The organism is Saccharopolyspora shandongensis (genome assembly GCF_900106995.1).
Taxonomy (GTDB): Bacteria; Actinomycetota; Actinomycetes; order Mycobacteriales; family Pseudonocardiaceae; genus Saccharopolyspora; species Saccharopolyspora shandongensis.
Genome location: NZ_FNOK01000030.1, coordinates 39,032 through 65,801, shown reverse-complemented (window position 1 = coordinate 65,801; position 26,770 = coordinate 39,032). Strand labels below are relative to the sequence as shown.

Annotated in this window: 1 protein-coding gene (only partly in view); it reads right to left on the bottom strand. The window is 70.7% G+C overall.

The window, feature by feature from the left end:
- A protein-coding gene (locus tag BLW84_RS27360) for a WXG100-like domain-containing protein (protein ID WP_143061119.1) crosses the window boundary here: on the bottom strand, nt 1-26,770 show its 5' portion. The gene continues 17,318 nt to the left of window position 1, outside the view; 26,770 of the gene's 44,088 nt are visible here — the first part of the coding sequence; its start codon is at nt 26,768-26,770; the stop codon falls past the left edge of the window.

Below are 26,770 nucleotides of genomic sequence, written 5' to 3'. Positions count from 1 at the left end.
CCCGCTGGAGGTCCGCCGGCTGCTCGCGCAGCTTCATCACACCTGAGGCGAAGACGACCTCTACGGGAGCGATGCCCGGCGGCGGCGCGGCGTCGGGCCGCCTGCCCCGGCCGGGCGGCAGACCCCCTCGGGTCCGGCGAATGCCCAGCGGACGCGCGATTTCCCCGGCGATCTCGGCCATCGGCGTCGCGGATTCCGGCTCGCCCTCCCGCAGGGCCAGCGACTTCGCCGCGACCGACCGCACGACCAGCCCGTACAGCGCCTGGTAGTTCCGGTCCGCGGGCGTGTACGCCGTCTCGTCGAACTTCGGCAGCTGCACGACGTGCGCGACCTCGTCCGCGGCTTCGGTGATCAGGGCGGCACGCTGCTCGGACGGCAGATCGTCGAAGGCGGCCCGCTCCCACTTGTAGGCCTCGCGCAGCGCCTCGACCTGCTCGGGCGACACGACGACCCCGGACGGCGACCGCACCTCGGTGACATTCGGCGGCACATCGAAGTCCACATCGGATTGATTGGTGCGGTTGGAGGCCTGCCGCTGCAGATCCAGCTCCGCACTCCGCCACGCGGCGCGGGCGTCCTCGGCTTCCGCCGCCAGGTCGGCGATCCGCTCCTGGAACGGAACGAGATCCCGGGCCGCCTGGTCCGCCTGGGCGCGCAAGCGGTCGACGTGCGCGTCGGCTTCGGCCACCTCCGCACGCGCCGCGGCGAGCCGGGTGGCCGATTCGCTCCGCTCGGCCCGGACCCGGTCCAGCTCGCGGGCCAGGTCGTCCAGCGTGGCCGGATCGAGGTCGGCCGTTTCCTTGAAGCGGCGGTCGATGTCCGCCTCGGCGTCCGCCAGCGCCGCCATCCGGTCCTGGTGGTCGTTCTCCGCGTCGGTCAGCGAATCTGCGGCGGTCGCCCTGGCAGCGCGTGCCCGTTCCAGGTCCGCTTCCGCACTCCGAAGCACCTCGTCGAGAGGAGCTCGGTCCGCCTCCAGAGCTTCCAAGGCCCGCTCGGCCTCGCTCTCCCGCTCGCGCCGGACCTCGTTCGCGTCGAGCGCGGCCTGAGCAGCGCTCAGCACTTCCTCATGGACCGGTTCGGGCTCGATGCCTGCTTCGCGCGCCACGGCGGCCAGGTGCTCCGCCACGTCGGCCGGGTTCGCCGGATCGAAGCCCCACCTGCGGGCCTCGGCGTCCGACCGGCGGAAGTCGAGAACCACCGACTGCCCCGTCCAGCCCGATGCGGCACCGTCGAATCCCGGATCCGCGTTGTCGACGGACAAGCCGTACGAATCGCGCAGCGCGGCGTAGGCGTTCTTGTAGTTCGCCCACGCTTCGTCGGCCGTCACGGGGAATCCGTCGCGCTGCTTGGCTAGGTTCGGCACCACCTCCTCGTCACGCAGCAGGACCAGCGCTTCGTCCAGGAGTCCCGAGGATGGCCGACGGACCGAATCGAATGCGGCGGAACTCTCCGCCAACTTGGACGAGTTCCGTCCGCCAGTCCCCGGCGCAGCAAGCGATTCCGCCCGGACCGGGACCGCCTGTCCCGATGCGACGGCGGATTCCGTCCTGCTCGCCCAACTTGCGGCAGCGAGGCCGTAGCCGTTCGCACCCAGTTCGGCGGTGCCGATCTCCAGCAGCTCCGCCGCCCCGCCCGGCACCTCCACCTGGGCGTAGAGCCCGGTATCCGGTTCCACCCGGCCGGCGACCACGGCGCTCAACGGCTGCACGCCAGACGTGCCTCGCAAAGCCGTGAGCACGGCGGCCCAAACCAAGTCCGTGTGCCCCGCAGCAGCCCCACCTGCCGCCAGGTCACGCATGTCGACCAGGTTCAGCACGCCGTTTTCACGCAGGCCGGGGAGCAAGGCGTGGTAGGTCGTGAACGCGCGGTCCACCACGCTGTGCAGCGGAAGCTCGGCCGCGTAGAGCTTCCGCATGTCCTCGTGCAGAGCGCCCCAACCCTGCAGGTCACTCAGGACGGCGTCGAGTGTCGGGGTGCGGTCGCGCTCGGTGGCGATGCCCTTGAGCTCCCACTGGACGTCGGCGACGAGGTGCCCGTCCGGGCGGCGGCTCGAAGACCCGACTTTCAGGAAGCGCGCCGCGCTCTTGGGAATCGCGACCGACACGGCTCGGCCGGTCTCCGGATCCACCCGGCCGAACACCAGGGTGTGCGGGGGTCGCAGAGCGGCCGTGCGCCGCAGGGACACCATCGCGGCGACCCACACCAGGCTGTTGTTCCCCGACGCCGCGGCCTCCGTTGTCGCCTGCTCTTGCACGCGAAGCAGGTTGAGCACGCCGTTGTCGCGCAGGTCCACCAGCAGCGCGTCGTACATCTTCACGGCGCGATCCACCACGTTGAACAGCGGGAGCTCGGCAGCGTAATGCTTGCGCACGTCCTCGTTCTTGGACCGCCAGGTCCCCATCTTCTGCAGGACGTCCTGCAAGGTCGGCTGCTGCCCCGGCGAGGAGCCGCCGAACGTGATCACCGTGCCGCCCTCCGACACGACCACCGTGCGGGTGCCGTCGCTGTACTCCCACGCGCCGATCGGATGCGTTGCCGCGTTGACGACGATCTTGGGGAAGTGCGAACGCATCACCTTGTAGAAGTCGGCCGCCACACCCGAATCGCGGTCGCGAGCCGCGTTGCAGACGAGCAGGTTGATCGTGCTCAGCCTGCTGAGCCCGGCGACCGCCCGGAACTCGGGCGTCGACAGAACCGCGTTGGCCAGTACGGCACCTCGAACACCGACATGCCGCTGGTCGACCGACTCGTTCCCCTCGCCGACCACGACCTCCGCGAGACCGAACCGGACTTCCGGCCTGTTGCCATGGGTGGCGACGGTGAAGGACTCGCCCCACCCGTGCAGCTTCAGCTGCGGCGCCGGCACGGACAGGGTGTCCTCGGGCCCGGGCAACGTATCGGAGGCACCGATACCGAAGACGTTCATCCAGTAGAACGGCCGGTGGGGGCCCTCCAGGTAGTGCTGGAGGCTGGCGACCGAGGTGTCGGCGTCACCCGAGAACCCGACGCCGAGAGGGCGCCCGCTGCGGTCCAGCAGCGGCCGCCTCCGGAGCTGGCCGGTGGCGAAATAGCTGAGCCGTCCTTCCGCGTCGAGTGCCGGGAGGACCTCCTGCTCCGGTGCGGCGTACTGGGCCGGGCCCGACTCGTCGCGGTTGACATTCAGCGGGCCGAACGCCCCGCGCAGGTAGATCGCCAGCTGAATGGCGTGGCGCTCCGGGCTTGCCGAATCCGCGTCGAGGGTGAGCTGGTGCGCGACGAGGTTGACGATGTGGGCGTACACCAGGTCGTGTTCGGTGGGATTGTCGTAGTCGATCTCGCGCTCGCCGTGGTAGGTCGCGACGATCCGCCCGGCCCGCTCCGCCGCCTGCTCGGGCGCCGGCACGTCGTGCAGGCGCTCCGCGATCGCCAGCCACGCCTGGGTGTCGCCGATGTCCTCGGGCCAGTGCCCCGGCCTGCCATCGCTCGCGATGCCGCTGCCGCCGGAGATGTCCGGCACGACCCCATTGGAGGAGAACGCTCCGCTGCTGCTTGCGGAGCTGTAGCCCGACTCGTGGAGATCGCGTTCGGCACGCTCGAAGTCCGCCAATGCGGCGCGGATGTCGACGTCCTCAGAGTCGTCCTCAATGGACAGTGCCGTGCCGGGCCGGGCGCCGGGTTCGGGGGCCGCGACGACCAGAGACACCAGGTCGCGCCCGAGGCCGCGAGCCGTCCGGAGCCGGGCGTGCGCGGCCAGGTACTCGGACAGAACCACGTCGGGTGAACCATCCGTGCTCGGCGGCGCCGCGTCTCGCCGGAGGATGATCTCGCGGCCGGTCGGCGGCATGGCCAGCACGGTGACCGGGCCTTCGACCACCGCCGGATCGATCGTCACGCTCGGCCTGCCGGGCGACGAGCCCGGGCGCTGGTCCAGCACCGCCGTCAGTGCGGTGGCCACGGCTTGGCGGCGCGCCGCACCCTGGTCACCGCCGCCGCGGACCACCAGGTCCGTGGCGCCGGAGGTCACCAGGTGCGCGAAGAACTCGTCCACTGCGGGCGAATCGACGAGATCACCGTCGTCGGTGAACTCGACGACCAGCTCCGCGCCGATCGAAGGCGTCTCCGGCGGTTCCGGGACGGGCGCCGGGTGCTGCTCGGCCTCGTCGGCGAACCTGACCCGACGAGGCCGCTCGACGGCCGGCGGGGGCGCCGGTTCAGGCGCCCGGGAACCGTCGACGGTGACGATCACCTGCTCGCCCGGGTCCGCGACTGCCGAGATCTCGATGCCGAACCCGACCTGGCCGCGGCCGATGCGCGCGCTCGGGTCGAGATTCGCCTGCGCCGCCGCCAAGTTGTGGTCGATCGCGAGGGCGAGCACCGCCGCCGCGGACTCACGTCGGGCGTGCCCCAACTCCGGACCGCCGCCCTCGACCACGACCACCGGCATGGCCAGCCCGGCCCGGTGCCGGGCGAGGATCGCGTCCGCGATCTGCTCGGCCTGCGTGTTCAGCCGATCCAGATCCGCCGGGGCGGTCGTGCCCGGCTCGAAGTCGTGCGCCACGGAGCGACGCGAACCGGGGAACTGCGCGTGCTGTTCCGGGGCGGGCACAAGCGTGGCATCGAACCAGACGTCGCCCGGCCTGCCCCCGGCGAAGACCAGCATGTCCAGCAGTTCGATGACAGGGCTGTTCGCCACCGGCAGGATCGCCACGGCCCGGACGCGTTCGGCCAAGTCGGTGTCAGCGGCGATGGCCGCGACCGCGGCACGCAGCACGAGGCCGGGCTCGGCATGACGGTTCGCCAGCGACACGACCTTGTCCAGCCGGAGTTCGCCTGCTCGGTCGATGTCCTCGCGCAGCGCGGCGCGGATGTGCAACGCCAGATCAAGCGTGCCCTCGGCGTCGGACTCCGGGATCGGGCCGGTGGAACGCGGGCTCGTGGTCCGGTCCTCGGGCGCGTGCTGGACCAACACGGCCAGCTCCGCCGCCCGGTCGCGCAGCGTCGGCCCGGCATCGAGCGCGCTGGAGTCAAGGTCGCCGTGCGAGGGATCCGGGTGGAAGCGCGCCCCCGCGACCAGGCCCCGGTCGGTCAGCCGCGCCTCCGGGAGGATCGCTAGCCACTTCTCCGCCTCGGCCGACACCTTCGCCGCGCCATCGCCGTCGGCGGGAACGGGCAAGGTGACCGTGCGGATGGCGTCCCGCCACGCCGCCTTGCGCGCCACGGTGGCCACCGCGGCCTCCAGGACGACCGCACCGCGCGGGTGGTCGCCCAACAACCGACTCACACCCGCGAAGTCCAGATCGCCGCGTGCCCGCAAGCCACGCGCGAAGGTCTCCACGACCTCGCCGACGAGGGTGTCCAGGTCTTCCCCGGTAGGTACGCGGTCGGGTTCCTGCGGTGCCGCGCGGTGTTCGGCGCCGTCGGCCACCGCGAGGTCGCCGAGTCGCGTCGCGGCGGCAACGGCCGATTCCATCGCCGTCTGCGCACGACCGGTGCGGGCGGCACGGACGAGTTCCCGCTCCAGGAAGTCGGCGATCGGGTTGCCCTGCGACGCGGCGATCACCACCGGCGCCGTGTCCGCCGCAGGTGCGGCGATCTTAAAGCCCCTGGCCGCGTCCACCGCCGTGGCCAGCGACGACAGGTCCCGGATCGCGTATTCGCCGGGCGCCACCACGCCGCCGAAGCGCCTCAGCACCTCGGTGATGAGGATCGAGCGCGCCAGATCGCGGCCGGCGTCGATCTCGTTGTCCAGCGCCGCCGAGAACGCGTCCTGGGCCGTCATCGGCGACTCGCTGCTGAAGATCTCGTCGACGTTCACCACGACGAAACCCAGCTCGTGCGCGCGCCGGTCCATGGCGCGGACCGCGTCCAGCCCGGTGGAGACCGTCCTGGCCGCCGCGAACAACTCGCGGGGAACGTCGGTCAGCAGCACCGGCGTCCAGCCCTGCTCGCGCGCGGTGCGCGCGGTGATCTCCAGGTTCTCCCACGTCGTCTCGTCGACGACCGGCCCGCCCAGCATCGGCACGTGGACGGCCTTCACCAGCTCGCGATCCACAGTGGTGACGACGGTGTCCGGCCGCGAAGCAGGCTCGACGGTGTCTGGCGCGGGCCGACCGAGGTCGAGGGCCTCGAAGAAGGCCACCTGCCGGTCCGGCGCGAGGTCGCGGTGGTCCAAGCCGGCCAGGAACGGCGGCGGGGCGATGGGGCGGATCGCGCCGGTGACGCCCTGGAAGCGCTCCTCCGCTTCCGCGGACTGCTGGGCTCTCGCGAGGTCGAGTGCGGAGTGCCGCTCCAGCTCCTGGGCGGCCACGAGGTCCTCGTGGTACTTCGCCTTCGCCGCCCACCAAGCGGTTTCCGCCTCGCTCGCCGCAGCTCGCAGCTGTGCGACGTCCGCGCCCGTGGCGAGCGCCGATTCGACGGCGCCGACCGCGTCCGCCCACGCCTTGCTCGCGCGGGCGAGGTCGGCGACCGATTTCGCCAGCGCCGACGGGAGTTTCCCGGCCAGCTGTTCGGCCGCCGCGTCCCGCATGCGGACCAGGTAGGCGTTGTCGACGGCCAGCTCGGCGACGCCGGTCTCCGATCCGCCACCCGGTTTCTTCGCCACGGCGCGGAATTCGACGTCGGCCAGCAGGCCGCGGCTGGTCAGTTCGGGGTGCGTCACGCGGTGCGTGGCCTTGGGGTCGCGGCCGGCGGTGTTCTCGGTGGTCGCCGAGGCGTTGAGCACCAGATCCGGCCGGGTCGACGGGCCCGACCGCTCCGCCACGCCGACCATCTGCACCGAACCGAAGGGTTCCTGCGCCGCGTCCTGCGGGTGCTCGCTTGCGCCTCCGCCGCGGGCGAACACGCTGGACGAGTAGGCACTGCCGGCGCTGAGGCCGACCGCGTCGCTCTCGCCTTCCCCGAGGAAGCCGTCCATCTCGACCCGGCCGCTGGCGGACGCCAGCTTCGGGTCGGGCCGGAGGCGGGCGTGCAGCTCGACGATCCGGTCGAGACCGGCGACCGGGAAGCTGAAGCGCCCCGACCGCATGGTGGGCAGGCCCGCCTTCACCGTGGCCGGGGTGATGGCGTTGTCCACCGCGAGCGCGATCCGGGTGTCGATGCTCACCCCGGAGTCGACCAGCGCTAGCTTCGCCGCCGCGCGGAGCGTCTTGACCATGCCGAAGTAGTGCTCGATCGAGAAGTCGCCCGAGCCGGGCAGCGAGAGGCTGCGTTCCGCGTCCTGCCGCCACTTCGCGAGGTCGTCGGGATTCCCGGCCGCGGCGGGCAGCGCCCGGATGCCGTGCTCGGCGCCAAGGGATTCGGTGCTGCCGGGCGGCAGGAAGGTCTCCTCCGCGATCTTGCGGACCGCGACCGGCCGCGCGACTACGACCTTCGCGATCTCCTCGCCGTGGACGTCGGTCAGCTGCTCGGCGTCGAAGCCGAGCTTGCGGACGATCTTGACGGTGACCTGGACATTTCCGTCGAAGACGCCGACCGGGCCGCGGATCGCGCCGTAGGAACCGGCGGAGTGGTTCTGCACCGACGTCTCGGAGTGGTCCTGCGACACGTGGACGTATCCGACCGATGCTCCCGGGGCCAGCACGCCGGAACTCGGCGACGAGTCCGCCTGCTTGAACTCGCCCTGACCGCGGAGCACCCCGGTGACGTCGAGGATGTTCTGGCCGGACTGCTCCTGCCCGGCCTCCTCGATCGACACGATGTCGCGGGCCGCGAGCTTGCGGACGATCTCGACCCGGCCACCGGCGGGCGGCTCGGCCCAGCCGCCTTCGATGCTGAGGACGTAGGTGCGGCCGCGGAAGCGGAACTCCAGGCGCAGCGGCGTCGACGAGCCGCCGTTCATCACCGCGGCGAACATCCTGTCCACATTGGACAACTGCTCGTCGGCGACCCTGGTGTTGTCGTGGGCGCTGGTCAGCGGCGAGCGCGGGAGCAGCTCGTCCGCGGCTTCCGGGCCCAGCGCAGCGACGACCTGCTCCCGCAGCAGCGGCAGGACTTCGCTGATGTCGAGGTTCCCGTCGACCGCACCGATGCCGAGCGAAACGCCGTTGCCCACCAGCGATGGCGGCGGAGGCAGCTCCCGGCCTTCGACGGGCGCCGGGCTCTGCGCCTCGTGCGGGCTATCCGCCAGCGCGTCGACCTGCGCCTGGGTCAACCACAGCAGCACGGAGTCGGCCAGCTCGAACCGCTCGCCCGCCGAGCTCACCGGTTCGCGGTCCACGAATTCGAAGGTGTCCACGTTGCCGCGGACCTGCGACTCGGCCACCACCGACGCTTCGACGCCGACCGAGTACAGGAACCGCCTCGACGGCAGCGGGGTGAAGTGCGTCTTCGACGTGCCGCGGAGGGCCAGGGCGCGTTGGCTGCCCCACCGCGCGTTCCACGGCGAGAACCGGAAGATGAACACCCCCGACGGCGCGCCCTTGACGTCGTCCGCGAGCTGGGCGGCATCGCCGCTGATCAGGTCGAAGTTCGTCACGTCGGGTTCGAACGAGACCTGGCCGCCCTTCGACGCCGCCACCGAGGTGCCGCCGACCGTGGTGTTCTTGGTGCGCTGGTACTCCTCGGGCCCGAGCCTGCGCGGCCGGATCGGCTTGAGCGTCACGCCGATCCGGGCGTGGGTGTCGGCGCGGCGGCGGTCGTGGTGCAGCCCCTCGATGGTGAGCCTGCCGAACATCCGCGGATCCTTGCGGAACGCCTCCGGCGACAGCTTCTCCTCGATCAGCTCGGCGTTCGACCCCACGCGGTCCAGGAACACGTCGTCGCCGGTGGCCTGCCTGAGCACCCGGTAGGCGGCGTCGACGAGGTGCTCGGTGCCAGCGACGGTCAGCACGTCGGCCCCCTCCAGCGCGCGATCGCCCTTCGGGAGCTCGTCGATCAGCGTGCCGGTCGGCAGCGGTTCGACCGCGGCAGGCTCGACCACCAACTCGGCGGGCGCCTCGGCGGTGGTCAGGTGGTCGGGCACCAGCAGCTCGACCGGCACCTGCTGCTCGTGGTCCGGCCCCAGGCCGCGGTGCTCCCCCACCAGGCGAACCGGCCGGACGTCGAGCCGGTGCCGTCCCGGGCGGCCGGGGGTGAGGCGGCGCAGGAGCTTGGTGGTGCGCGTGTGCGAGTCCAGTTCGGGGGTGATCACCAGGTCGGCCTTGAAGTGGCGCAGCGGCGTCTCGCCCTGACCACCGGTCGGGCCGAAGGTGATGCCGCCGTGCTTGTGCTCGGTGACCTTCCCGGTGTCGTTGCCGACGTCCGCCGCGCTCGACCAGGTCCGGCCGAAGCGGACGGTGGCCATCAGGATGTTCGTGGCCGTGCCGAGCAGGTTGGTGAGCCGGCCGTGCGGCCCGATGCCCGCGCTGGTCGACCTGTTCGCGGAGAACCCGCGGGTCTCGTACTCCTTGGTCCTGGTCTCCGTCGTGGAGCCGTGCACGCCGATCTGGAGGTCGCCGTCGACGAGGTCCCGCATCGTGGCCTTGAGCCGGACGGTGACCACGGTGTCGGTGAAGGTCCCCTGCTTGACCAGCGGGATGACCAGGCCAGGCCCGAGCATCCGGTCGACGAGCTGCATCAGCTGCTTGTCCGACAGCCGGGACTTGGCCTTGCGCTGCCGCCGGGAGATGTCGTTGATCAGCGGCTTCAGGCCCGCGGCCAGGTCCGGGTCGTCGAAGTGCTTGATGAACTCCGACGAGCTGAAGTGGTAGAGGCGGTGGTCGGGGACCTTGCGCAACGTGTCGGCGATCGCCGCGTAGATCCGGTCCCGGCCCCGGAACGCGTGGATCTTGGCGCCCGCGGTCGACAGGCCGGATTCCAGGTGCGCGGGCGCGTACCGCTCGCGCGCGTCCTTCGGCCGGTACTCGGGTGCGTGCTCGTCCGGTCCGGCCGGGTCGATGAGGCCCGAGGCCAGCGCCCGCTCGCGGGTGGCCCACTGGTAGCCGTTGAGATCGCCCTCCAGGAACACCGGCGGCCGGCCGATCACCCGGACCTGCAGCCGGTAGACGGTCCGGTAGCGGACCAGCCGGCCGGTGAAGTCGTGCTCGAAGCGGATGCCGGTCTCCCGCTTGAACCGGCTGCCGAAGATGCGCTGGTGGCTGAAGTCGATCGCGCCGCCCAGGGTCACCAGGAAGGCGCCGATGGTCATGAAGCCGCCGTAGAACAGGCTGAAACCGCTGCGGTGCTTGGCCTTCTTGCCGTCGGTGCGGGCGGTCTTCGTGTTGTCCCAGTCGAGCAGGTACGGCGCGTCGTCGGTCTCCTCGATGATCTCCACGCGGCTCGGCACCGCGCGCATCTCGACCACCGACCCGTTGCGCAGCTGGTCCACCGGCGGGCTGTCCGGCCCGGCGAGCAGCGGCTGAGACCGCCGCCAGCCGCTGTCCGGGGACCCGACCGGGTCCGCCGCGACCATGCCCGTCAGCTCGGCCTTGATGTTCGTCCGGTGCAGGAACTCCTGCAGCGCCTCGCGTCCCGGCGCGCCGATCGCGGTCACGTGCTCCGGGAGCATCCGCGCCACCTGGTCGAAGAACGACGAGTCGGCCGGGGTGTCGACGAGCAGCTCTTCGAGCGCGAAGTCCTTCGGCGGCGCCGACACGACGGGCTTGAGCCCCTGCCCCGAGCTGGGCCTCGCAGTCTTGGGATGCCCGAACCGGAACCTGCCGCGCAGCCCGGGCTGCTCCCCGTGCCCCGTCGTGCCGACGACCGAGCCTCGGGCGTCGCGCAGCTCCAGCTCGTAGGACACGTGCGCCTCGGACTTGCGCACGTCCAGGTCCAGCACGAGCGCGGCCCGCTTGTGCTCCTCGGAAACGTCCCGCTGGGTCTGGCGGTTGACGTTGGTGGTGCCCGACAACGTCGCCAGGAACACCATCGGCGGCGACGCCGTCATCAGCACCGGCACCGTGGCCGACGGTTCCGCCGAGTACTCGGAACGCGCCTCGTGAAAGCGCCGGTAGCGGGTCTCCGGCGGATAGGTCCAGCGCGGTTTTCCTTCCAGGGAAACGGCTTCGTCCCAGTCTAGGCGGGCCCGGACGATCAGCTCGTGGGGCCTGCCGTCGACCTTCACGCCGAACCGGCGGCCGTCGCCGAGCAGGCTCGCCACCTCGTTCCGCATCGCCCGCTGGACGTGCCGCAGGCCCCGGAGCCGGTGCGTCCCGCCCCCGGCGGGTGCCGGCTTGGTCAGCTTCCGCGGCCGCGGCGGCAGCATGCTGCGGAACGCCGTGCCCACGTCGATCCCGTCGACCGGGAGGTACTGGACGGCTTCGCCCAGCCCCTCGCCGTCGGCGAGGTAGTCCGGCATGCCGCGCAGGACGTCCGCGACCGGACTCACCTCGCCGGAATCCGTCGTCTCGGCGAGTCCGAGGTCGACGAGCCCTTCCTCATCGACCTCCAGCTCGACCGGCTGGTCCGGGTCGCTGCGCAGCGTCGTGGACCACTTCGCGTTGTCCGGCCAGGACTTGTAGGACGGCGTGACCTCCCAGGTGGGCGTGGCTCGCACGCGGTAGCGGGTGCTCCCATCCGGGGCCTCGAACGATCCGAGCAGCTGCCGGTCGTGGAGGTCGACCTTGACCGCCAGTTCGGACAGCGCGCCCTTGCCCGCGATGACGTAGCCCCGTGCCGACAGGGCCTCCCGCAGGTGCTGCCACAACCGGCCAGGATCGGTGGCGTCCATCGCGCGGCGGATGCTCTGCGCTCCGGCCGGCGGCCGGGTCCTGCCGTCGCGGCCGGGCGGGTCCGCCGGGTAGAAGATCCGGTTCAGCGTTCGGTGCAGTTCCACGGCGGGTGCCGGGGTAGCCGTGATGTGGGCGGACGGCCTGATCCCGGCTCCCGCACGTGCCTTGCGGAGCGACTTCGGCTCGACGCGCACCGGTTCGTCCACGGCCGGTGCTGGGAGCGCCTCCGCTGCCGCGACAGTGGAGTCGACCGCGCCGGGGACGACCACCTCGCGGCTGAACTCGCCTTCCGGCGCGTGCAGGGTGATCCGCAGGTCGTGGCTGAACTCCGCCAGTTCCTCGGTCGCGACCTCGGCATCCGCAGTGGTGCTGAGGTCTGAGCTCGACGCGAGCATCCCCGCGGCGAGCCTGGTGAACCAGCTCAGCGGGGTCGGCGCGGGTTGCCGGATCCCGCGCCGGGCGCCCTGGTAGGCACCGTGGCCGAGGGTCGCCCGCACGACGACGTCCTGCCCGACGACGCCCAGCGGGGTCCGCACCTGCACGCGCGCGGTCAGCCCGCCGTTGAGCATGGCGTCCAGCGCGCTCTTCGGCGACCTGTCGGCATCCGGGCCGAACAGGTCCGCGATCGCCCGCTCGTTGAACTCGGCGGTGCTCACCGGTTCCGATCGCGTGGCCGTCGCCGCGCGGACGGCCGCCCTGATCGCCGAGATCACCTTGTCCAGGAACGTCTTCCGGGGCTGCAATGTGCGGTGCCGGTCGTTGACCTCGGCCGCGATCGCCCCGGCGATCCGCCGGAGGGTGGCCGCTTCGTCGTGGAACTCGACCGAGCCACGCCCCTGCCCGATGCCGTGCGGAGCTCGGTACGAGGGGCCTTCACTGGTCGCGGTGGGAAGCGCACCGTCCGAAGTGGAATCCTCTGGTGCGGCAAGGGTCGTTTCGGACCGAGACGAATCGTCGAGAGCGTGCTCGTCCGGTGACGGCGCCGAGTCGCTCAGCGGGAGCCCATCGGAGTGCGCCGTCGGACCGGGATCCGCCCCGAAGTACGCGGGGCCCTGGGCGGCGACGGGAGTCTCCTGCCGGACGATCTCCGCGTCGGTCGACCCACCGATCCCGGCGTCACCCACCTCACCCACCGGCGAACGCGACCACTCCGCGATCAGGCCATCCAGGAAAGCGGCCCGCAACGGCGCCGTCTCCCGCAACGCCTCCGGCTTGACGAAGTAATACTTCACCGCTTCGGACAAGTCCTCCCAAGCATTCGTCGCCCCATACAGGGTGATCGGCGGCTCGCCCGCGAAGTTCGGCCAGTCGTCCGCAGTCCACGCGCCGACAGCCTCGTTGAACGCCACCCGGTCCTCGCGCTCCAGGGATTCCGCGATCATCTCGGCGTCGCCCTCGTCCGCGAACAACTTCGGGTTCCGCCTCCAGATACCGGCGATCGCCTCAGCGTGCCGGGGCGCCACGGCACGGAAACCGTCCAAGTCGCCACGCGCCGCCTTGATGGACGCGATGAAGTCGGCCTTCGCGGTCGCCGCGCCCGCGTACGGCGGCTCCGCGCCGTCCACCAGGACCGGCCGCCCGTCGGCACCCCACGTGCCGAACGCGCGCGTGTATTCGGGGAGGGCGTAATAGACCAGGCCGTGGGCCAGCTCGTGGGTCGCCAGCGCCTCCACCCCGCGTTCGGGGTCATCGAGCCCGACCGCCCCGCCGCGGAACAAGTTGAACGTCCCGGCCTCCTCGAGGTACTCGCCCTTACAGGTGAAGTCGACCCCGTCGGGATTGAGGCTGAAGGTGACCGCACCGACCGAACGAACCTCCTGCGCCTCGCCGCCGCGCGAGGAGCTCGCGCGGCGGTCCCCGAGGATCGGCGCGAAGTGCTCGAGCGCTGCCCGGACGCCGCGGAGCTCGCCCAACTTCCACGGGCGCGGCTGCACCGCCTCCGCCTCGACCTGCGGCGCCTCTGGGCGCCTGCCGGCCTGGTACCTCGCGCCGAGCCTGGAATTGAGCACGACGCCGTATTCCCGCTCGATCTCGCTGGCGATCCCGGCAGCCTCATCCACCAGGGCAGTGGCGTCGACACCCTCCTCGGCATCGACCTGCTCGTCACGCCACCCCGGCAAGTTGGTACCCCACGAAGCCAGCCGCCGGTTGATCACCACCCAACGCGACAGGTCATACGCAGCCCGATTCCGATCCTCGGGCGAAACGTGCGCGTCCTCCTTCAACTGCAACCCGACAAGCGCTATCAGACCCCGGATCCTGCTCCGGTTGATCGCCGCGGCAGGCCCTTCGTCGCTGTCCTCGGCCAAAGCATCCTGATCAATCCCCGTCACCACATGCGCGGCGACCCGCAGACGCTCAGCCTCTTCCAGCGGCAACGCAGCAAGATCGTCCCGCGCCATCGCGAACCGCACATCCCACGCCGCGCCCCAATCCGCCCGGCCTCCGAAGTTCGACGGATCCAGGTCCGCGAAGATCGCCGCGAAATCACGCCCATCCGACTCCTCCGGCGCCGGCGACGGAATCCGGAAACCACCAGCGTCCTCGGCATCGCTGTCACCGTCGTCCGGTGCCGGCGGCGAGTCGCTCGGCGGGAGCCCATCGGAGTGCGCCGTCGGACCGGGATCCACCCCGAAGTACGCGGGGCCCTGGGTGATCGCAGGAATCTCCTGCCGGACGATCTCCGCGTCGGTCGACCCGCCGATCCCGGCGTCGCCCACCTCCTCCGGGGTGCGCAGGCGGCCCGGCGCCCGGTACCGGCCGTGCTCGAACTTCCGCCGCGCCGGGTCGTAGTCGAGGAACTCCCGCGCGCGATCCGGCAGCCGCACCTGGAAGTCCAGGTGGGAGCCGTGGCGGGCGGGGCGCTCGCTGAGGACCTCCCGGACGTACCAACCGTCGGTCACCGAGCGCACCTGGCCCGCGAACGCCGGCACCGAGGCGATGAACTCGACCGCCGCATTCCAGACCAGCCCCGGCTGGGGGTGCCGCATCACGGCGTCGGCCACGCCGGCCAGGTTCAGATCACCCTTGCGCTTGACCAGGTCGCGGACGAGCGTCTGCACGACCCGTTTCGTGAGATCCAGCGTCGTGGCGCGCGGCACCGAGGCGGGCGTGGGGCGCGGTTGCTCCTTGAGCCAGCTGACGCCCTCGCCCACGGAGATGTAGTCCATCTTGGGTATCTGCCCGATGTTCTCCGTGAGGCCGACCGTTTCGGCGACTTGTTCGAGCAGGTTCGGCCCGGTCCGGTACATCACGGACCTGCGCCGAATGGCGGTCTTGAAGGTCTCGCGGTCCCCCTGGTGGGCCTTCGGGGCGAAGGCCATCATCAGGTCGTCGGGCCTGCGGTAGGCGCGCCGGATCTCGTCGAGGTAGATCTGCGCGAGGGGGTGGCCCTTCGGCATCGCGAAAGCGCTGTTGCCCCAATAGCTCTCCGGCATCGCGAAGGCCAGGCGCGTCTTCAGGAAGTCAGCCTTCGCCGGCAGATCGCCGACGGCGTTGTCGCCATCGGTGTAGATGCCGCCGAAGCGCCGAAGGATCTCCAGGCGGAGGATGTCGCTGGCGGCGGCGTACCCGGGGCCGGTCTGCTTCGCCATCTCGACCGAGTAGAACTCCTGCAGTTCCATCGGTGCGGAGCTGTTGAACACCTCGCCCACGTTCGCCAGGACGATGTTGTGCTCCCGGGCCCATTGAGCCATGGACCGCACATCGTCGTAGGAGATCAGGCCGGCGAAGCCGGTCTTGCCCGCGGCGGCGTCCTCGAACACCTGGCGCGGCACGTCCGTCCACAGCACCGCCTGGACCTTCCCGGCGTTGCGGGTCGCGGCCGCACCGAAGTTCTCGCGGAACGCCTGCATGGTGCCCGAATCGCGCAACGGGCCGCCCAACCAGATGCCACTCATCAGCCGCGAGAAGTCCAGTTTCTCCGGCAGCGGCGGCAGATCCGGCTCGAACGCCCAGTTCTCCCTGGCATCGGCGCTCGGCTCGACGACGACCGACAACCGTGCGTCGGCCGCGGCGAACCGCTCCGGCGCCATGTCCTCGCGCGTGGGCCGCGTGCCCGCCGCCATGTCCAGCGCGCGCAGGAATTCCACCGAGCCGGCGCCATCCAGAGCCGAATAATCCCGGCCGGACAGGAATTCCGGCGCGTCAGGTGCGTTGCGGAGCTCGAACACGTCCGGCCCCGAGTTCGGGGCATCCAGCAGCAGGCTGCCGGGATCGAACGTCGGCACGGGCAGGTCCGTGGTGACGGCCGCCGCCTGCAGATCGGCCAGCAGTTCCCCGGCCGATCGGTACGGATCCTGGGTCGGTCCGGTCTGCTGCTCGCCGTGCGGGCCGGCGTGCCAGAACGCGGCCGTGTTCTCGGGCGCGCGCGACCACTCCGCGATCAGGTCATCCAGGTAGGCGGCGCGAAGCGGCGCCTTCTCCCGCAACGCGTCCGGCTCAACGAAGTAGTACATCACCGCTTCGGACAGGTCTTCCGAAGCATTCGTCGCGCCATACAGGGTGATCGGCGGCTCGCCCTCGAAGTTCGGCCAGTCGTCCCCGGTCCACGCGCCGACAGCTTCGTTGAACGCCACCCGGTCCTCGCGCTCCAGGGATTCCGCGATCATCTCGGCGTCGTCCTCGTCCGCGAACAGCTCCTGGTTCCGCTGCCAGATGTCGACGATCGCGTCAGCGTGCCGGGGCGCCACGGCGCGGAAGCCGTCCAGGTCGTTGCGCGCCGCCTCGATGGACGCGATGAGGTCGTCCTTGGCGGTCGTCGCGCCCTCGTGCGGCGGCTCGGCGTCGTCCACGAGGATCGGCCGCCCGTCGGCTCCCCACGTCCCGAACGCGCGCGCGTAACCGGGGACGGCGTAATCGACCAGGCCGTGGGCCAGTTCGTGGGTCGCCAGCTTCTCCACCCCGCGTTCGGGGTCTTCGAGTCCGACCGTCCCGCCGGAGAACAGGTTGAACGTTCCGGTCTCGTCGAAGTACTCGCCCTGAGCGGTGAAGTCGGCCCCGTCGGCGTCGAGGCTGAAGGTGACCGCGCCGACCGAACGAACCTCCTGCGCTTCGCCGCCGCGCGCGGAGCTCGCGCGGCGGGCCCCGAGGATCGGTGCGAAGTGCTTGAGCGCGGCCCGGATACCGCGGAGTTCGTCGAGCTTCCACGGGCGCGGCCGCACAGCATCGGCCTCGATCTGCGGAGCATCCGGGTGCCTGTCGGCCTGGTACCTCGCGCCGAGGCGGGAATTGAGCACGACGCCGTAATCCCGCTCGATCTCGCGGGCGATCTCAGCGGCCTCAAGCGCCAGGGCCGTGGCGTCGACGCCCTCCTCGACGTCGACCTGTTCGGCCCGCCACCCCGGCAGGCCGGTGCCCCAGGAAGCCAGCCGCCGGTTGATCACCACCCAGCGCGACAGGTCGTAGCCGGCCTGGTTGCGGTCCTCGGGCGCGGCGTGCTCGTCCTCCTTCAGCTGCAACCCGACAAGCGCTATGAGGCCCCGGATCCTGATCCGGTTGGTCTCCGCGGCGGGATTGTCGTCATCGCTGTCCTCGGCCAAGGCGTCCTGGTCGATCCCCGTCGCGACGTGCGCGGCGATCCGCAGCCGTTCGGCCTCCGCGGCGGGCAGTGCGGCGAGGTTGTTCCGCGCCGTTTCGAGCCGGACGTCCCACGCGGCGTCCCATTCCGCCCTGTTCCGGAAGTTCGACGGGTTCAGGTCCGCGAAGATCGCCGCGAAGTCGCGCTCGTCCGAATCCTCCGGCGGCGGCGTCGGGATCCGGAAACCACCGTCGTCCTCGGCATCGCCGTCGTCCACGGCCGGGTTCGCGCTGAACGTCGCGAGGTTCGAGCTCGTGGGGCGATCGCCAGGCGTGGCATCGATGGTCCGTGAGGAAGCCGCGTTCGGCTCCGTCGCCCACCTGGCCATGCGGACGACGTGCCCGTCCGGGCCGTCCACCTCGGGGCCGACCGCCACCAGCCGTGCCGCATCAGGTGGCACCGGCACAGGCACGAAGCTGCCGGTCGCCGGGTCGATCAGGCCGGTTATCACCGAACGGACCGGCCGCAGCTGCGGATCGAGGCGCATGGACTCCAGCGCAGCGGCCCACGCGATCCCCGCGTTCTCCGCGCCGGCATCGGCTTCGGCCAGCCCGTGCACGCTGAGCAGGTTCAGCATCCGGTGGATGCGCATGTCAGGCAGCAGGGCCTGGCGGATCACGTACGCGCGATTCACCGCATCGAACAGCGGGAGCTGCGCCGCGTAGTGCGTGCGCTCCGCCTCGCGCACGGTGTGCCAGCTCCGGAGCGACTCGAGGACTTCGTCGAGCGTCGGATCGTGCCCCGGTGACTGGCCGCCCAGGGTGATCAGGGATCCGCCGCTGGCCACCGTCGGAACGCTGAGGCTGCCGACCTCGATGGTCCCGATCGCGTGGGTCGACGCGTTGACGACGACTCCGGGGAATCGCGAACGCACCTCCCGGTAGAACTCGGCCGCGACACCCGATTCGGGGTCCCGGGCCGCGTGGCAGACCATGAGGTTGATCGTGCGCAGCCGGCCGAGGGCGGCCATCGCCTGGAATTCCGGCGAGCGCATCATGATCCTTGCCAGCTCGGAACCCCGTACCTCGACCTCCCGCCAGGCTGTCGGCTCTCCCCCGCCGACCATGATCCTGGCGAGGCCACGCCCGAACTCCGGAGCGTTCCCGTGGGCGGCGAGCGTGAAAGACTCGCCCAGCTGCCCCGGCTCGATCTGCGATGCGGGGATCCGGAGCAACTCGGTGACGTCTGCCGGGTGTTCATCGCTTTCGTTCGTGGTCGCGTAGAGGAACGACTGAGCGGGGCCGCTCAGGTACTGCTGGAGCAAGCTGCTGGCCGAGTCGGACGCGTCCGCGAAGGCGACTCCGACGGCACGCCGGCCGCCGTCCACCAGCGGCGTCATCTGGACTCGGTCGCCGGTGAAGTAGCGCTGCTCGCCCTTCGCATCCAGGCCCACCAGCCGCTCGCCGCCTTCGTCCGACGAGAACGTGGCCATGTCGCGGGTTGGCCAGTCGTGCGTCGGCGTCGGAATCCGGAAATCACCGGCGGACTCGCCGTCGGGCGGCGGGGTCGGAATCCGGAAGTGATCGGCGGAGTCGTCATCCGGGCGCAGGTCGGCCACGTACTCGGCGAGGTCCACGTGCTGCGCCCTCGACAGCACGTCGGCGATCTTCGCGACGGAGAAGCCGCCGTTGAAGAGCTTGTTCAGCCGCTGATCGACGACAGGCCGGAACCCGTGCTCCAGCAGGAGCAACTGGAGCAGCAGGAACACGTTCAGACGCCCATTGCCGTCCGCGAACAGATGGAGCACGTGAAGGCTCCGCACGAGTTTCCCGATCTCCTCGAGGGTCTTCGCCTGATCGCCCTGGGCACGGTCGACGGCGGCGCGGAACTCCTCGAACATCCCGTCGACCAGCGCCGGCATGTCATCGGCGTCGTACATGGTGTGCACCATGGGAACGCCGTACTCGTCGTGCTGGTGAACGGTGAGCGGCAGCGGACGGCCTTCCTCCTCCGCCATCCCGTATTCGTCCATGCTCGACATCAAAGGCCTGCCGGCCACCCGCAGTCTCAATACCTCGCCATCGGGCTTGGACGCCCCCAGGCCGAAGGACACCGAGCTCCCATCCACACCCATGATCTCGAAGTCGCCTTCGGTGCGCCGGGTGACCATCCCGAACAGCTCCACGTACTGCGCCCAGCCCATCTGCGAGATGCGCACATGGTCACCATCGAGCACCTTCGCGAACGCCTCGAGCATGGAGTCCTTGAACCCCGGCGACTTGTCCTCGTCATACATCGACGCGGGATCCTCAGGAAACCGATCAAAAGCATCCTGATGATCGAGCGGATTGATGACGAACAACCACTTGTGCTCCTCCGCCACGACATCCGAGAAATACCGGTGCTCCGACCGATGCGCCGGAGAGTCACCCGAGAAGAACCCGGCCGTGTTCTCGGGCGCGCGGGACCACTCCGCGATCAGGTCGTCCAGGTAGGCGGCGCGAAGCGGCGCCTTCTCCCGCAACGTCTCCGGCTCGACGAAGTAATACATCACCGCTTCGGACAGGTCTTCCGAAGCATTCGTCGCGCCGTACAAGGTGATCGGCGGCTCGTCCTTGAAGTTCGGCCAGTCATCCGCCGTCCACGCGCCGACCGCCTCGTTGAACGCCACCTGCTCGTCGTCGTCCAGGAACTCCGCGATCACCTCGGCGTCCGCCTCATCGTCGAACAACTCCCGGTTCCGCTCCCAGATGCCGACTATCGCATCGGCATGCCGGGGCGCCACGGCGCGGAAAGCGTCCAGGTCGTCGCGCGCCGCCTCGATGGACGCGATGAGGTCGTCCTCCGCGGACTCCGCGCCCGCGTACGGCGACTCGGCGCCGTCCACCAGGATCGGCCGCCCGTCAGCCCCCCACGTGCCAAACGCACCCGCGTAATCGGGGAGGGCGTAGCGGGCCAGGCCATGGGTCAGTTCGTGGGTCGCCAGCGCCTCCACACCGCGCTCGCCGCCACCGAAGTCGACCGCCCCACCGGAGAACAAGGTGAACGCCTGGACGTCGCGGAAGTACTGCCCCTGCGCGGAGAAATCGACCCCGTCGGGATCCAGGCTGAAGGTGACCGCACCGACCGAACGAACCTCCTGCGCCTCGCCGGCCCGCGCGGAGCTCGCGCGGCGGGCCCCGAGGATCGGCGCGAAGTGCTTAAGCGCGGCCCGGACACCGCGGAGTTCGTCCAGCTTCCACGGACGCGGTTGCACCGCCTCCGCCTCGATCGGCGGCGCGTCCGGGTACCGCCCGGTCTGATGCCTCGCACCGAGCCTGGAATTGAGCTGCACGCCGTATTCCCGCTCGATCTCGACGGCGATCTCGGCGGCCTCGTCCGCGATGGCGTCGACACCAGCCGAGACGTCCACCTGCTCGGCAGACCACCCCGGCAGGGCGGTGCTCCAGAAAGCCAGCCGCCGATTGATCACCACCCAGCGCGACAGGTCGTACGCGGCCTGGTTGCGCTCCTCGGGCGATGTGTTCTCGTCCTCCTTCAGCTGCAACCCGACAAGCGCTATGAGACCCCGGACCCTGATCCGGTTGATCTCCGCAGTGGGGCTTTCATCACCGTTGTCCTCTGACACGGCCTCCTGATCGATCTCCGTCGCGACGTGCGCGGCGACCCGCAGACGTTCGGCCTCCTCAGCAGGCAATGCGGCGAGATCGTTGCGCGCCTCCTCGAACCGGACATCCCACGCGGCGTCCCATTCCGCCCTGTTCCGGAATCTCGACGGCTGCAGGTCCGCGAAGATCGCCGCGAAATCACGCCCATCCGAATCCTCCGGCGCCGGTGTCGGAATCCGGAAACCAAGGTCCTCTCCGGCATCGCTGTCACCGTCGTCCGGCACGGTGTCGTCCGAGGAGAACGTGGCCATGTCACGGATGGGCCAGTCTCCCGTCGGCGTCGGAATCCGGAAATCGCCGGCGGACTCGTCGTCGCTGTCCTCGGCTTGGTCCGAATCGCTGGGCGGCGGGCTCGGAATCCGGAAATCACCAGCGGACTCGGCAACCGGCGCCAGGCCCGCCACGTACTCGGCGAGGTCCACGTCCTGCGCCTTCGACAGCACGTCGGCGATCTCCGCAGCGGAGAAGCCACCGTTGAAGAGGCTGTTCAACCGCTTATCGACGACAGGCCGGAATCCATGCTCCAGCAGGAGCAACTGGAGCAGCAGGAACACGTTGAGGCGGCCACTGCCGTCCGTGAACGGGTGGAGCATGTGTAGGTTCCGCACAAGATGCCCGATCGCCGCGAGCGTCGCCTGAACGTCCTGGGCACGGTCGACGGCGGCGCGGAACTCCTCGAACATCCCGTCGACCACGGGCGGGATGTCCCCGGCGTCGTACATGGTGTGCACCTTGAGAGCGCCGTCTTCCATGCCGTAAGCGGTGAACGGCAGCGGACCGCCCTCGTACTCCGCCTCCGCGTAGTCCGCCCCGCTCGACATCAGGGGCCTGCCCGCAAACCGCAGGTTCAGAACCTCATCAGCGGGCTCGGACTTCCCCAGGCCATAGGACACCGAGTTGCCACCCACGCCGACGACCCCGAAGTTACCTTCGGTGCGCCGGGTGACCAGCCGGTGCAACTCGGCGTACTGCGCCCAGCCCATCTCCGAGATACGCACATGGTCACCGTCGAGCACCTGCGCGAACGCCTCGAACAACGATTGCTTGAACCCCGGCGACTTGTCCTCGTCATACATCGACGCGGGATCCTCGGGATACCGTTCGACGGCATCCTGGTGGTCGATCGGGTTGATGATGAACAGCCACTTGTGCTCGTCCGCGACGACATCCGAGAAGTACCGGTGCTCCGGCCGATGCGCCGGCCCGCCACCCGAGAAGTACCGGGCCTCCAACCGGTGCTCCAAACCGCCATCCGCGAACAGGTCGTCCAGGTGAGCGGCCCGCAGCGGAGCTTCCGCCCGCAGCGCACGCGGGTCGAGGAAGTGGTACATGACCGCTTCGGCGAAGTCCTCCGAAGGATTGGTCGCGCCGTACGGCGTGATGGGCTGCTCGCCCTTGAAGTTCGGCCGATTCTCCGCCGTCCACGCACCGACGGCTTCGTTGAACGTGGGCAGCTCGTCGATCAGCGCATCGGCGATGACTCGAGCGTCGTCCGGCCTCGCCGGGGGATCGGAGTATTCGGGGTGGCGCCGCAAGATGTCCTCGACCGCGGCCGCGTGCCGCGGCGATCGGGCGCGGAGATCCGCCATGTCGGTGAGGGCCGCCCGGATGGACTCGGCGAAGTCCGCCAGCGCGGTCGGAGCGTCGTCGTGCGGGAACTCGGCGCTGTCCACGAGCACGGGGTAGCCGACGGAGTCCCAGGTGCCGACCGCGTCGCGGAAGGAATCGAGGGCGTGGTCGAGCAGGCCGTGGGTCAGCTCGTGGGTCGCGACCGCTTCGATCGACTTCGGGCCGCCCCCGAAACCGCCCAGCGCGAGCGCGCCGCCGTAGAGGTTGAACACCCCCTCTTGCTCGAAGTACTGCCCGTTCGCCGTGATGTCGACGCCCTCCGGCGAGAGCCCGAAGGTGACCGCGGAGACCGCCTTGACCTCCTGGGCGATGCCCGCACGATCGGACTGGGCGCGCTGCGGGCCGAGGATGTGGGCGAAGTGCGAGAGAGCCGCTCGCAGGCCGCGCAGCTCGTCGAGCTGCCAAGGTCGCGTCCGGATCGCCGCGATGTCGTGGGCGGGTGCGGGCGAGAAGCGCGTGGGCATCGCGCGCACTCCCCTGGCGGAATCCGCCACCACCCCGTAGCGACGGCGGATGTCGTCCAGGATGCCAACGGCCTCCGCGACCGCGTCGGCCTGGTCGACGCCGGGTGGGATTTCCAGCGACTCGGAAGCGTGCTGGGCGGGCAGCGGAACTCCCCACGAAGCGGTGCGCCGCGCGATCACCAGCCGCCGTGCGAGGTCGAACGCATTCTCGGTGCTGCTCCCGGCTTCCTTCAGGTGCAAGGCGACCATCGCCATCACGCCCCGCAGCCGATCGAGCTCGGCCTCGCCGTGGGCTCCGAACGCTCCATCGCCCGCCGCCCAGGTCTGCCGCGGGATGCCGACGGCGCGGTAGGCGGCGCCGAGCAGCGCATCGGATTCGTCCTTCGGGAGCAGCGCCAGTTCGTGAGTCGCGTCGGCGAGCACCCGGTCCCACGCCACGTTCCACTCCGCCTTGCCGGAGAAGTTCGACGGGTCGAGACGAGCGAGGATCGCCGCGTGGTCGCGGGCCTCACCAGTCGGCTCCTCCGCCACGAACGCGCCCAGTTCCACCTCGTCGACGGATTCCTGGCTGTAGACGCTCACGCCATCGTCGCGGGAATCCTGGCTGTACACACTCGCGTCATCGTCGCCGGAGTCCTGGCTGTACACGCTCGCGTCATCGTCCGGATTCACGTCGGCGCTGACCGGGTCCGGGAGCGCGGGGGCGGCGCTTTCCGTGCGCAGGGCTGGCCGTGTCGGCTCGGTGGCGCGCTCCTTGCCCTTCGAATCCGGCGTGGGTGCCGGGCGCAGACCACCGTGCTCGGCAACGTAATCCGCGATCTCGGCAGGGCTCGGGGCAGGCGGCATCACCGAGCCCAGGACCGAATCGCCGCCATCGATGTCGCGCAGCGGGGTGCTCATGAAGTAGGTGATCCCGCCGAAATCCGGTACTGGACCGGCCACCTGGACTTCGCCGCTGCCGGTCAGCACGAGCGTCGTGCCTTCCGCAGCGGACACCTTCGTGGTCAGCAGCGTGCCGACCGGGAAGGCTTCGTCGCGCGGGTCGTAGCCCGCGACGAACCGGATTTCGTCCCCGTCCTCCGGACCGGTCGGCGCGGTGGCGTCGGTCCTGGCCGCGTCGGCGTCCGTCGTGAACGCGACGACGTTCGTGCCCGGGATGCCTAGATCCGGGTGCGCGTCCACGCCGAGCGACGTGATCGCGCCGTCCTGAACGTCGCGCCACCTCCGATCCCAGCTCGGCAGGCCGCGGTGCAGCACCAGTCCATCGCCCAGGTACGCCGACACCTGGTCGGTCAGCGCCCGCTTCCCGCCGGTGGCGTCGCCGTCCACGACCGACGCCGCGACGAACAGCGGGAATCCCCGCACCCGGTAGAAATCGCCGACCCGAACCGCGGGCAGGCTCAGCGCGCCCAGCTGGATCACCACCGGGGCGGCATCGGGTTTCGCCGAAGTGGAACCCGCACCGTCGCGGACCGACTTCAGGAAGTCGCCGATGCCCCCGCCGCGCTGCCGGACGGGGCCACCCGACACCAGCACCTCGGCCAGCTGCCTACCGGCCCCGGCCGAATCCTCGGACAGCACGACGTCCCGGGCCGCCTCGGATTCCCGCAGTTGCACCAACTTCTCGGCGTCGACCTCGCCGCCCGGCCACTGCCACCGCCGCAGCTGGGAGTTGAGCTCGGCGAGCACCGCCGTGTCGGCATCGGTCGCTCGCGCGACCGGCGGCGCAGCCACCTCGGTGGGCGGCGGTGTCGTGCCGATCCGCCCGGCGTCGTCCTTCGGTCCCGCACTCCTGCCGCTGGTGGCACTCCCCTGGCTCAGCGCAGAATCCTGCTGAACAAAGGTTCTCGATTGCGCCACAGTGGACTGACTTGCGGGCGGCTGTCCGGTGCTGGACGGCGCCGTGGACTGCGTGCCTGGTGCCGTGGCCTGCTGCGTGGTCGGGTTCGCACCTGGTGTGGCGGTCGCGCTCGTACCGGGCGTGGCGGCCGGGCTGACACCGGCCGTTGCGGTCGGGCTCGCACCGGGTGCAGCGGTCTGGCTCACACCGGGCGTGGCGGCCGGGCTGACACCGGGCGTGGCGGCCGGGTTCGGCGGAGCTGTCGTGGTTTCAGCATTCGGCGACCCGGCCGGTTGCGGAGCGCTCAGCGTCGACGAGTCGGCCGCCAGCGGTGCATTCGACGACAGGTCCGGCGCTTCGACCGCGGTCGACGGCGGTACCGGCCCGGGCGAGCCGGTGTCCGCAGCCATCGCGCCGGGCGAGGGCTGCGCGTTCTGCGACGGCATCGGCGAACCTGCGGCGGAATCCGGCTTTGGCGCGGTTGTGGTGTTCGTACCAGCGGAGTTCGCCGGCGACGATCCAGCGGACGATGCGGCCGCAGATGTTCCAGCCGGGGCTGGTGCGGCCGGAGCCGCCAGGGCCGGGCCTGCCGACGAGGTCGTCTCCGGCACCGAGGACGGAGGTGCCGCCGACGGCACCTCCGGCGAGAGGTGGTTCGGTCGCGCGGGAGCCGTCGGGCCCGCCGGCGCGGTGTCAGCACCGCCCGAGGTGCCGGGATCGCCGGTCTTCGGCGCGCCCGGCTGGTCGTCGGAAACGCCGGATCCCGGCGCATTCTCCCCGGAATCGCCGACGCCTGGCGAGGTTTCGGTGCCCTGGCCCGCGGTGCCGCCACCGTGATCCGAGCCGCTGCCGCCCGGCCGGTCCGTCGTCGTGCCGTTCGGGGTGCCGTGAGCCGCGCCATCAGCGCCGGGATTCGTGGCGCCACTCGGCGAGTCCTGCGACAACGACCCCGGCGGCGGGGCACCCGCGCCATCGAACTGCGAATCCGCCCCGGCATCTCCACCCGGCACGGCGGACGTATCCGGTGGGCTCACATCGACGTTCGGGCTGCCCGGCGCGGCGAGCTTCTCGCCCTTGAAACCCCCCTGGCGGGAATGCTTCCAGTTGTGCAGGGCCCTCTCGCCGGTGCCCATCACGGCGCCGTTGAGCATGCCCTTCCAGATGTCGCCCGGATCGCCGCCTTCCGGCACCGTGATGGCGCCGACGAACCCCTCGGTCAGCATCTCGATGGCGCCCGCGGTCAGCGCCTTGCCTTGCCAGCCCGGCTTGAGGTGCTTCACCGCCGAGCCGAGGGCGTCGGCGAAGGCCCCCGCCGCGGCGCCGTACTTGAACGAGTTGGCCGTGTCCTGCCAGTCCCACTCCTTGTCGCTCTCGAACTTCTGCCACGTCTGGACGATCCCGTCCTGGAAGACCTCCTCCAGGCCCTCGTCGATGGCCTGCTTCGTCATGCCGGCCACCACGGCACCGGCGATCCCGGTTCCCGTGGCCAGCGCGGCCGAGTCCAGCTGCTTGCCCGCGAAGCCCGAACCCACCTTGATGACGGTCTGCAACGCCTTCGCGATCGCCTGCCCGAGCCGGGCGAAGATCAGCTGGATGATCCCGCGCATCATCCCGATGAACGGCCCGATCAGCGGCCACTCGAACGGGTCGCCCCACATGCGGGCGATCTCCGCGCCCGCGAAGGCGCACTGCACGATGATCGACAGCTTCGCGGCCTGGATGTTCAGCGAGTAGTCCCGCGCCATCGCCGCCAGATCGCGCGCGCCGCCCGCGTAGAAGGCAGGCTGTTCCGCCAGCTTCTCGCCGTAGCGCCAGAAAGCGCGGCCCACGGTCTCGTCGACGTTCCGCGTCACCTCGTTCAGCGCGGCGACAAGGCCGTCGACGACACCCTCGAGATCGTCGGCGGCCTCGTCCAGGGCCTCCGCGATCTTCCACACGTCCCCTTCGAGGCCGGGTGGCCAGTCACTGCCCGCGATGATCCAGAGAACCCAGTTCAGCTCCTCCGGGAAGCGCAGATTCCCCGTCAC